The sequence below is a fragment of the Frankia sp. CgKIO3 genome, from assembly GCF_977946435.1.
Genome location: NZ_CDWTMO010000145.1, coordinates 1 through 10659 on the forward strand (window position 1 = coordinate 1; position 10659 = coordinate 10659).

General features: G+C 71.8%; 7 protein-coding genes. 3 read left to right on the top strand and 4 right to left on the bottom strand.

Going from position 1 to position 10659, the window contains the following annotated elements:
• Nucleotides 1–855: 855 nt before the first annotated feature.
• A complete protein-coding gene (locus tag AC08OJ_RS15360) occupies nucleotides 856–1734 on the top strand; it encodes an undecaprenyl-diphosphate phosphatase (RefSeq protein ID WP_476593649.1) in 879 nt (292 codons plus the stop codon).
• Nucleotides 1735–1937: 203 nt separating this feature from the next.
• Nucleotides 1938–4736, top strand: coding sequence for an HAD-IC family P-type ATPase (locus AC08OJ_RS15365; RefSeq protein WP_476593643.1), 2799 nt, complete (start codon nucleotides 1938–1940; stop codon nucleotides 4734–4736).
• A gap of 22 nt (nucleotides 4737–4758) precedes the next feature.
• Here AC08OJ_RS15365 and AC08OJ_RS15370 read toward each other — a convergent pair whose 3' ends face one another.
• The 4 genes from AC08OJ_RS15370 to AC08OJ_RS15385 form a co-directional block, all read right to left on the bottom strand.
• Nucleotides 4759–6966, bottom strand: coding sequence for a bifunctional copper resistance protein CopD/cytochrome c oxidase assembly protein (locus tag AC08OJ_RS15370; RefSeq protein WP_476596066.1), 2208 nt, complete (start codon nucleotides 6964–6966; stop codon nucleotides 4759–4761).
• Between the two features lie 178 nt (nucleotides 6967–7144).
• A complete protein-coding gene (locus tag AC08OJ_RS15375; protein WP_476596067.1) occupies nucleotides 7145–7885 on the bottom strand; it encodes a copper resistance CopC family protein in 741 nt (246 codons plus the stop codon).
• Nucleotides 7886–8050: 165 nt separating this feature from the next.
• Nucleotides 8051–9097 (bottom strand): hypothetical protein, encoded by a 1047-nt coding sequence (locus AC08OJ_RS15380; protein WP_476593646.1) that lies wholly within the window; start codon nucleotides 9095–9097, stop codon nucleotides 8051–8053.
• A gap of 54 nt (nucleotides 9098–9151) precedes the next feature.
• Nucleotides 9152–9424, bottom strand: a complete 273-nt coding sequence (locus tag AC08OJ_RS15385) for a hydrogenase assembly protein HupF (protein WP_462187911.1) — start codon at nucleotides 9422–9424, stop codon at nucleotides 9152–9154.
• Nucleotides 9425–9802: 378 nt separating this feature from the next.
• Between AC08OJ_RS15385 and AC08OJ_RS15390 the strand changes: the two genes are divergently transcribed.
• Nucleotides 9803–10659, top strand: an 857-nt coding sequence (locus tag AC08OJ_RS15390; RefSeq protein WP_476596068.1) for an NAD-dependent protein deacetylase, incomplete at its 3' end; no start/stop codon positions are given.

Here is a 10659-nt window from a genome sequence, read left to right on the forward strand (position 1 = left end):
GATCAAATGATCAACTTATTTAATGACGATCCCTTAGCGTTCGCCCACGTGGGCGAACCCGATTTTCGGGACGATCCGGACGGTGGAGCGCAGCCCTCCAGAACCGCGTCCCAGACGTCCAGGACGTCCAGGCTGCATGACTGATCGCGTCGTCCGTCCGGTCGGCACTTGTCCCGGATGTCCAGGACGGGCGGGACTGGCGGCGGGTCAGGTCGGGGGAGGCCGGGTTGGGTCGGATCAGGCGGGGCGAGCGGCCGGCTGGCCCAGCCAGCGTCGCACCAGACTGGTCAGAACCAGGATCACGGCTGTTCCGACCACTTCAATGATCACATTCGCGAGCAGATGACTCATCGTGCAACCTCCTATGCGTACTGTGTCGCTTCCCGGCCCTGATCGGGGCGCGCCAGACCGCCACGAGGCGGGCGGTCCGTACCTCCGGGTGACACGGTGCGGGCCAAAGATGAACAGAAAGCGAGCGATCTCGTTCGATTGCATGGCCAGAGCATGAACCCGCCCGTTCGTCGCGGTCCGTGACTGTCCGACGAACCGCCAGGTCAGCCCGTGTGGGGGGCCTGCTGCGGGGTGGGCTCGGCCCGATCCGGCGGAACCCCGATCGGACCAGGTCGGAGGATCGGAGAAGGCGGGGACGCCGTCACCCGGCATCCGCCCGCACTTCACCCTTCGCTACGGTGAAGCCGTGGTCGGGTGTGCGTGGATGACGCGAACAGGTCGGGCGCGGAGCCGGCAGACCGATCGTCGTTCCGCGTGGCCTCTGGACCCGGCGGCCTCGCCGGACGGGCTGAACGGACCGGATGGGCCGGGTAGGCCGGACTCGTGGGCCAGGTCGGCGCGTCGATGAACTTCTTCGAGGGGACGGTCCTCGGCCTCGTTCAGGGGCTCACCGAGTTTCTCCCGGTCTCGTCCAGCGCCCACCTGCGCATCGCCGCCGCGCTCGCCGGCTGGGAGGACCCGGGCGCCGCGTTCACCGCTGTGACCCAGATCGGCACCGAGGCCGCCGTGCTGATCTACTTCCGTAAGGACATCGCCCGCATCGTGGCGGCGTGGGCGCGCTCGCTCACCCGCCGGGAGATGCGTAAGGACCCCGACGCCCGGATGGGCTGGCTGGTCATCCTCGGCACCCTTCCGATCGGCCTGCTCGGGGTGACGCTGCAGGACGCCATCGAGGGCCCGTTCCGCGACCTGCGGCTGATTGCCACGACGCTGATCGTGCTTGGCCTGATCCTGGGCGGCGCGGACTGGTACGCCTCGAAGGGGCGGCCGCAGGGTCGTCATTCGCCGCCCCGCCCGCGCAAAGTACTCGAGGACTTGTCGGTGCGTGACGGGCTCTTCTATGGCCTCGCCCAGGCTGCCGCGCTGATCCCCGGCGTCTCCCGGTCCGGTGCGACGATCAGCGGAGGCCTGCTCCTCGGCTACACCCGCGAGGCCGCGGCCCGGTACTCTTTCCTGCTGGCGATGCCGGCGGTGCTGGCGTCCGGGGTCTTCGAACTGCGCTCCATCGGTGGGAAGAATGCCGACGTCGCCTGGGGCCCGACGATCCTCGCCACGCTCGTGGCGTTCGCCACCGGGTACGCCGCGATCGCGTGGTTCCTACGGTACATTTCGACGCGCAGTTTCGCGCCCTTCGTGCTGTATCGCGTGGGGCTGGGGTTGCTGCTGTTCTCCCTGCTGGCCGGGGGTGCCCTCAGCCCCGGCGCCGGTGCCCCCCCGGGCTGAACGGGCGGGGAGCCCCAGGCGCGACCCACGTGCCTACGCCCGTCAACTACGGTGAGGGTCGGCGGTCCGCGTGTGCAGACGGTGAAGGTGTCTGCGGGACATATCCGAACGAGTCCGAGGCCCGCCCGACGTCGGTCGGGAAACCGATACCGATTCCGCTGCCGAGCCTCCGGCAGCGACCGCGACGGAGCGTGGAGGACGCCATGATTCGGCGAGGGGCCGCGGGATCGCGGCTGTCTCCGGGACGGTTCGACGACCGGGACCTGGCGCCCGTCGGCGACCCCGCGTCCATCGACGACCCCGCGTCCGCCAACGGGTCCATGCCCGCCGGCGGGGCCTGGTCCGTCGGCGGGTCCGGCCCCGCCGCGACCGGTCGATCCGCCGCCGGGCTGACCGCCGCCGAGGTCGCCGAACGCGTCGCCGACGGCCGCGTCAACGACGTGCCGGCCCGCTCCAGCCGTTCGCTGCGCGACATCATCCGTGCGAACGTCCTCACCCGGATCAACGCGATCATCGGCGTTCTGCTGGTCTTCGTCGTCATCGTCGGTCCATTCCAGGACGCCCTGTTCGGCGGTGTGATCATCGTGAACACCCTGGTCGGCCTGTTCCAGGAGCTGCGGGCGAAGCGCACCCTGGACCGGCTTGCCGTGGTGGGGGAGTCCCGGCCCGTCGTGCGGCGTGACGGTATCGCCCGGGAGCTCCCCGCCGCCGAGATCGTGCTGGACGACGTGATCGAGCTCGGCGCCGGCGACAAGATCCCCGTCGATGGCCTGGTCCTGGCAGCCGATCACCTGGAGGTCGATGAGTCGCTGCTCACCGGTGAGGCGGATCCGGTGCACAAGCAGCCCGGCGACATCGTCATGTCGGGCAGCTTCGTTGTCGCGGGGTCGGGGGCGTTCCGGGCGACCCGGGTGGGCCGCGAGGCCTACGCGGCCCGGCTCGCTGAGGAGGCGAGCCGGTTTACCCTGGTGCACTCCGAGCTGCGGGGCGGCATCAGCACCATTCTGCGGGTCGTCACCTGGATGATCGTTCCGGCCGGCCTCGTGCTGATCATCAGCCAGGTGGTCGTCAACGACGACGACTTGCCCGAGGCCATCCGCCGGATGGTCGCCGGGCTCGTGCCGATGGTGCCGGAGGGCCTGGTGCTGCTCACGTCGGTCGCCTTCGCGGTCGGCGTGGTGCGGCTGGGCCGGCGGCAGTGCCTGGTGCAGGAACTGCCCGCGATCGAGGGGCTGGCCCGCGTCGACGTCGTCTGCCTGGACAAGACCGGCACCCTCACCGAGGCCGCGATGGACGTCGTGGAGCTGCGGATCGTCGAGCCGGGCACCGCCGGCGCCGTACCTGAGACGGGCGCCGTATCTGAGACGGGCGCCGCCTCCGGGGCAGGCGCGGCCGGAGAGCCGAGCACCCTCGTGCCGAGCGTGCTCGGCGCCCTCGGCGCGGCCGACAGCCGGCCGAATCCGAGCCTGCAGGCGATCATCGATGCCTATCCCGCCCCGCAGGGCTGGCAGGTGCGGGCGGACGCGCCGTTCTCCTCGGCGCGTAAATGGAGCGGCGCGACCCTCGCCGCCGCAGACGGGACCGAGGGCACCTGGCTGCTCGGCGCGCCCGATGTGCTGCTGGCAGCTGGTGACCGGGTGCTCGCCACCGCGGACGAGTACGGGGCACAGGGCCTGCGGGTGCTGCTGCTCGCTCGGTTCGGCGCGCCGCTGGCGGACGCACTGGCGGACCCGGCGACGGTGCCGACTGGCGTCGTCCCGGTGGCGCTCGTGGTCATCGCCCAGCGGCTGCGGGCGGATGCCCCGGATACCCTGCGGTACTTCGCCGAGCAGAACGTCGCCGCCAAGATCCTCTCGGGGGACAACGCGCTGTCGGTCGGCGCGGTCGCCCGCTCGCTGGGGCTGCCCGGCGCCGACGATCCCGTTGACGCCCGCACGCTGCCGACCGACCGGGCCGCGCTCGCCGACGCCATGGAGAGCCACTCGATCTTCGGGCGGGTCAGCCCGCAGCAGAAGCGGGAGATGGTCGCGGCGTTGCAGTCGCGGGGGCACGTCGTCGCGATGACCGGCGACGGCGTCAACGACGTCCTGGCGCTCAAGGACGCCGACATCGGCGTGTCGATGGGATCCGGCAGCCAGGCGACCCGCGCGGTCGCCCAGATCGTGCTGCTGAACAACAGCTTCGCGACGTTGCCGCCGGTGGTCGCCGAGGGGCGGCGGGTCATCGGCAACATCGAACGGGTCGCGAACCTGTTTCTGACCAAGACCGTCTACTCGGTCCTGCTCGCGATCGTGGTTGTGATCACCCAGGTGCCGTACCCGTTCCTCCCTCGGCATCTCACGCTCGTCGGGTCGCTGACGATCGGCATCCCGTCGTTCTTCCTGGCGCTGGCGCCGAACACCGAACGGGCGCAGCCGGACTTCGTCGGTCGGGTGCTGCGCTTCGCCCTTCCCGCCGGGTTGCTCGCCGCCGCGGCGACGATGACGTCCTACCTGCTGGCCCGGTCGCACTTCTATGGTCAAGACCTGGACGCCGAGACCTCGATGGCGACGCTGACGCTGTTCGGAGTCGCGCTGTGGGCACTGGCGATCGTCGCCCGTCCGTACACCTGGTGGCGCATCGCGCTCGTGCTGACCATGGCGGTCGCGTTCGCGCTGGTCCTGGCCATCCCGTCCGGCCAGGAGTTCTTCCAGCTCTCCCTGGTGGGGACGACCGGGCCGTGGACGGCGGTCGGCATCGCCGCGGTGGCGGCGGTCCTGCTCGAACTCGTATGGGCGATCATCCGCCGGCAGCTGACGGTGGTGGCCGCGCGGGTGGACCTGGAAGCGGCGCGCCGCCCGCCGATTTCGCAGAGCAACGTGCGGATCCTGCCCGCGGTGCGGACCCTGCCCGCGGCGCCTGCCGAGGGTGCGCCTGCCGACAGCCCGCGGTCCGCGGTGGTCGTCCGTCCGGGCGGGAGGGCCGCGGCATCCGGTCCCGACGGCCCGCGGCCGACGCCGTAGTCGGGGTTCTCTCCCGGCCTGCCTATCCGGAGGTCTCGGCCTCAGCACCGGTCTCGGCCTCAGCACCGGTCTCGTCTCCGGGGGCGGGCGAGGTCGTGCGTGAGGTGGTGGCTGCTGTCGAGGCGGCGGCTGTCGCGGTAGTGGGGGTGGCCGCGGACGGCGTGCGCCGGGCGGGGCCGGCGGCGAGCCGGGTGAGGTAGGCGTTGTACGCGTCGAGTTCGGCGTCGACGTCACCAGCGGCGGCGATGCGCCGCTCCCGGGCCCGCGTCTGCCGCTCGTCCAGCCGGGACCACTGGATGGCCAGCACGATCAGCACGACGAAGGTGGGAATCTCGCCGAATGACCAGGCGATGCCCCCGGCGGTCCGCTGGTCGCTGAGCGGTGAGACGCCCCAGGGCCGGACCAGGCGGTCGTACCAGCCCGAGCCGAGCAGGGCCGATGTGCTCATGATGGTCAGGCCGAGGAAGGCGTGGAACGGGACGACGGCCAGCAGCATCAGGACGCGGCCGGGATGCGGCAGCCGGCGGGGGAGCGGGTCGGTCCCGATCAGCAGCTCGAAGAACAGCACGCCGACCGCCAGGAAGTGCACGTTCATGTACAGGTGGCCGAGATGGTTGCGCATGAGGGTCGACAGCAGCGAGCTGAGGTAGAGCACGTAGAGGCTGCCGGCGAAGTTTGCCGTCACGAGCAGCGGATGGGTCAGGATGCGTACCGGCCAGGACCGCAGCGTTCTCAGCAGCCATTCGCGCGGTCCGGTGCGGTGCGGAGCCGTGGCGGGCCGCATCGCCCGCAGCGCCAGGGTCACCGGCGCGCCGAGCACCAGCGGGATCGGGGCCAGCATGCTGAGCAGCATGTGCTGGCTCATGTGCACGCTGAGCAGGACCGGCCCGTACAGCCCGAGTCCGCTCGATGTGGCGACCACGACGACGAGCAGGCCGGCGAGCCAGGCGATGGTGCGCCCGAGCGGCCAGGGAGCGCCGCGTGCCCGTAGCCGGCGCAGGCCGGCGAGGTAGAGCAGGGCGGCGGTGACCGCGCCGGCGAGGAAGACCCAGTCGATGCGCCAGTCGGTGGCGAGCCGCACGGCGGTGATCGGTGGGGGCATCGGGTATCCGAGCAGCGTCTGGGTCGGATCGTCGGGAACGAGTGCGTCGTTCACCGGTGGCGCCGTGCGGGACAGTCCGACGGCCAGTCCGACCGTGGCCGTGAGAACGGTGAGCTCCACGCCGGCGATGCGCAGGAAACGAGCGACCGCGGTAGTCCCGTCGGTGCCGGTCCGGCGGGTGTTCGTCTGAGCAGTGCCGGTCTGGTCGGTGGGCGTCCTCACCGCGAGCCCGGCGACGATCCGGCGGCGCACCAGACCACCGAGCGTGACGGCGGCCAGCAGGCCCGCGGCCTTGAGCAGGACCAGCAGGCCGTAGCGGGTGTCCCACAACGGGGTGAAGCCGCCGAGCCGCAGGGCCGCACCGGCGATCCCGCTGATCGCCGTGACGGCCGCCGCCCCGGCCGCGAACCGGCTGTACCGGCGCAGCGCCGGGCCGAACGAGCCCACCGGCAGCCGCACCGCGGTGAGCAGGCCGAGTAGACCACCCACCCAGGCCGTGGCCGCGAATACGTGCACGCCGAGGGCCACCACTGCGATCGCATGATCGCCGGACGTGGCGGCGTGGCCAACCAGGATCGGCGGCACGATGCCGGCGACCGCGACAGCGAGCAGGGCCCCGGCCGCGGTTGTCGTCGTGACCGTACGGCCGATCATCGCGATGACGGCCGCCAGGGCCGCCACGACGAGCAGTGCCCGGCCCTGGGAGGTGGTGGAGACGAAGGAGCGCAGCGAGGAGACGCCCAGGACGTCGCCGGCCGGGCGCGCGGAGATCTCGGACAGGGTGAACAGCAGCTCCACGAGGGTGGCCACCATCCACAGAGCCGCGGCGTTCGCCGCGTACCGGCCGCACCGCCGGGCCGTGGGGGACAGGATGCCCACCCGCGACTCGTTGCCGGCCGCACCGCGTTGCGCCGAACGCCCGTGTTTCGCCGGAAGAAGGACGGCGGCCGCGAGAAGCCATCCGATCGTCCCCACGGCGGCGATCTTGCCGACCAGATGCGTGAACGGCAGTGCCCAGTAGGTGGGCGTGCCGGACGAGGGCAGGCCGGGCAGCCGCAGGGGGCCTGGCCCGAAACCGACGGTCAGGGCCAGCGCCACGCATCCGGCCGCGACGGCGACGGGCGCCATCCGTCCGACCGCCGCCGTCCGTCCGTCCCCCGAGGTGGAGCGGCTGGCGGGGCTGGTCCTGGTGGGAGCGGCGGCATACGGAGGAGCGGCCGGACCCGCGGGCGTGGTGGGGTCTGCGGGCGTGGTGGAGTTGTTCGTTATGGCGGGGTCTTTCCTGGTGACGGGGGTGTCCATAGGGTCAGCGCGCTCCGGAGTGACGTCGCCGCAGGGCGAACAGGGTGCCGCCGCCGAGCGTGAGGACACCGGCGATCACAACGGGGAGTATCCAGCCACCGCCACCGTCACCGCCGTCCGCGGATCCCGTATCGGCCGTGATGGCAGTGACGGCCGCGGACGGGGCCGGCGCGGCACCCGTGGTCGGGCTTGCGGTGGCTGCCGGGGTCGGCGTCGTGGTGACCGGGGACGGGGGCGGGGATCCCTCCTGGCCCGCGGACGCCGTGCCGCCGGCAACGGTGAAGGCGAACTCGCCGCCGACCGGATGACCGTCCGCGGACACGACCCGATAGGCCACCGTGTAGCGACCGTCGCGAAGAGCGGTGAGGTCCTGGTGGACGCTGCCGTCCTCGACGCGGGTGGCACCGGCGGTCACGCTGGCGCCGTCGGCCGCTGTGACGGCGACGTTCGTGTAGCGCGGGGACACTGGCTCGTTGAACATCAGGATGATCTCATGTGGCGGGGCAGTGAGAGTGCTGTCCGCCACCGGGGTGCTGGTGACCAGGCGTGAATGCGCCGATGCGGGGGTGGCCAGTCCGAGCGGGACCGCCGCGACGAGGCCAAGCACCACAACCAGGCTGATCGCCGCGGCGAGGCCGGTGGGCCCCGTGCCGCCCGTACCACCGGTGGGGTTGGCGAACCGGGTGCCGCTCCTACTCGGGACTGCCGTACGCCGTCTCGCGGACAGCCTCGCCTGTAGTCGCACCCAGCAGATTCTACGCGCCGTAGAAACGTGACCACCGCGTCCGATCCAAGATAATCAACAATGTTGACATCCTCCCGGCGCGTAAGTTCCACTCGCTGTTCCCGCTGCTGTTGCTGCTGACGACCGGCCTCGGCTCATCGGCCGAGGCCGATGGCGGGCCGGCGGTCAGCTGCCGCCGTCGTGGTCCACCGGCGCCGGCCGTGGATGATCGGGAAGGACGATCGGCGCGACGAGCACGGTGTCATGGCCGTCCGTGGTGGCCACGAGTGCGGGCCAGAGGCCGTCGTTGACGCAGTTCTTCGCGAATTCGCTGGCCCGGGTCGGGGGAGAGGCCAGGGACACGAATCGGCCCTCGGTCGTCGCGAGGAGCAGGTGCGCGCCGATCAGGGAGTGCCGCATCGCCTGTTCCCGGTGCCATCGGCGGCGCGCCTCGAGGGAGACGTGATCCATCGCTTCCTCGGCCGGAAGATGCCAGCCCGAGGTGTTCACCAGTTCCACCCGGAGCCGGACCAGGCGATGTGCTCCGGTTCCCCCGGCCTGGTGTGCCCAGGTCTGCAGTCCGGCGCTCAACCGCAGCTCTCCCTGCACGGCCCAGCTGTCCCAGGTGATGCGGGTCGGTTCCGCCTCGCCGTGGCCGCTCACGGTTTCCACCCGCCGACCGGCGGGGGCGCTGAACCGGATGGTGTGAGGTGGTCCGAGTCCCGCCGAGACGCCACCGCTCGCCGGACCGGCCAGCTCCCATGGATTCGGCCGTGGCGCGCTCAGGCGGGGCAGCCAGTTCCGCCGCGGCCCCGCGGCGGTCGGTACCGCGCTGCCGGGAGGCGCCGCCAACAGGTCCGTGACCGTCACCACATCGTCGACCTGGCGCGGGATGAACTCGTCCCAGCCGCGGGGCTCGGCATCTCCCGCGGGCCAGCCGCCCGGTGGAAACCGGCCCCCATCCCTGGGGCCACGATCCACGGAACGGGCCGTCAGCTGCAGGTAGCGCACCCGGACCCGGAGCACGGTGTCGGGGCCGCATTCCAGGAGACACTCCGAGTGGGCATGCGAACGCTCCCCCGGATGGGCGAGGGCATAGGACGACGGGGTCAGCACCCCGATCCGCCGGTCTGAGCCGCAGGTGGTGGCGCGGTCGGGACGGGTGGACTCGCCGCGGTAGATCTCAGCGTCCGCGATCGCCGCGGTCTGGTCGAACGGCGAACAAACCGTCATTGCATCTCCCTGCCCTGGACGGGCCTGGCCCGGACGGACGAACGAACGGATGGGCTAGAGAACGGCGATCGCCTCCCCGGCGTGGACCAGCACGGCATCTCCGGGATGGGCGTCGACCAAGGCGATGCCCACCTCCTCCGTTCCGGCGGGAGTGCGAACGACAGCGAGGGCTCCGGGCAAGAGACGGATGACCTCCGCCTCGATGGTCTCCTCCGACCGGGCGATGCGCCCGGCCGCCTCACATACCGGCGCGGCCGGACCGGGATGGACCGAGGCCAGCTCGGCCTCCATCGCGGCCGGTCGGCCTGCGCTCGTGCCGGCGGTCATGCCGACGGTTTTGACGGTGGTCCTGGTTGTGGTCGACGCGGCTGACCTGCCGTGACCGACTGAGCTGCCGTGGCCGACTGAGCCGGAGGGGTGGCGCCGGGCATCCCCCGACTCGGCGTGCCTGGTGCCGACCTGTGCGTTCTCGCCGTACATCGTCGTAACCACCCTCGGGAAGGCTGGCTTTGCCGCAACCGTACGACCCTGGGCCTGATCACACCACACGGCTAGGACGACTACACGACGTATCGATGCCGGTGTCCGAAACATCAACCTGCCGGGACGTCTCCCCCCGGGCTCCATCCCCGGACGGGCGGGGAGCGGACGGGCGGGGAGCGGTGGCGCGGAACGGGCATCCGGGGCACGGCCGGATCGGGCAGCATAGACGGTGTGAGGGACGGTGTGCGACAGCAGGTGACGGGTGGCGGGGGCGAGGTATTCGACCGGCTCTGCTCGCTGGCCGCGGCCGGCGGGGTCGTGGTGGTGACCGGTGCGGGGATCTCCACCGACTCCGGTATTCCGGACTACCGGGGTCCGAACGGGGCACTGCGCCATCACACCCCGATGACCTACCAGGAGTTCACCGATGATCCCGCGGCCCGGCACCGCTACTGGGCCCGCAGCCATGCCGGGTGGCGGCGGGTGGCCCGGGCGGAGCCGAACCCGGGCCACCGTGCACTGGCCCGGTTGGAGCAGGACGGCCTGGTGACCGGTGTCGTGACGCAGAACGTCGACGGCCTGCACCAGCGTGCCGGCTCACGGCGCGTCATCGATTTGCACGGCAGGCTGTCGCGCGTGCTATGCCGCGGCTGCGGCGACGTGAGCCCTCGCCTCGAGCTCGACCAGCGTCTGCGGGCGGTCAATCCCGGATTCCATGTCGGCGCCGCGCAGAGCAACCCGGACGGCGATGTCACGCTCCCCGACGACATGGTCGCCGCCTTCGTCATGGTGGGCTGCCGCCGGTGCGACGGTGACGAGCTGGAACCGGACGTGGTGTTCTTCGGCGCGACCGTGCCGCGGCCGCGTGCCGCGGAGGCGTTCCGGCTGGTCGAGGGGGCCAGGGCGCTGCTGATCCTCGGATCGTCGCTGACGGTGATGTCCGGCTACCGGTTCGTGCTCCGTGCGGCGGAGCTCGACATCCCGATCGCGATCGTCAACCAGGGTCCGACCCGGGGGGACAGCCGCGCGGCCGTCCGGGTCGACGCGCCTCTGGGCCTGGTGCTTCCCCGCCTCGCCGC

Coding starts and splice junctions, on each gene's coding strand:
- AC08OJ_RS15360 (WP_476593649.1), top strand. CDS start 856: ATGAACTTCTTCGAGGGGACGGTCCTCGGCCTCGTTCAGGGGCTCACC.
- AC08OJ_RS15365 (WP_476593643.1), top strand. CDS start 1,938: ATGATTCGGCGAGGGGCCGCGGGATCGCGGCTGTCTCCGGGACGGTTC.
- AC08OJ_RS15370 (WP_476596066.1), bottom strand. CDS start 6,966: ATGGCGCCCGTCGCCGTCGCGGCCGGATGCGTGGCGCTGGCCCTGACC.
- AC08OJ_RS15380 (WP_476593646.1), bottom strand. CDS start 9,097: ATGACGGTTTGTTCGCCGTTCGACCAGACCGCGGCGATCGCGGACGCT.
- AC08OJ_RS15385 (WP_462187911.1), bottom strand. CDS start 9,424: ATGACCGCCGGCACGAGCGCAGGCCGACCGGCCGCGATGGAGGCCGAG.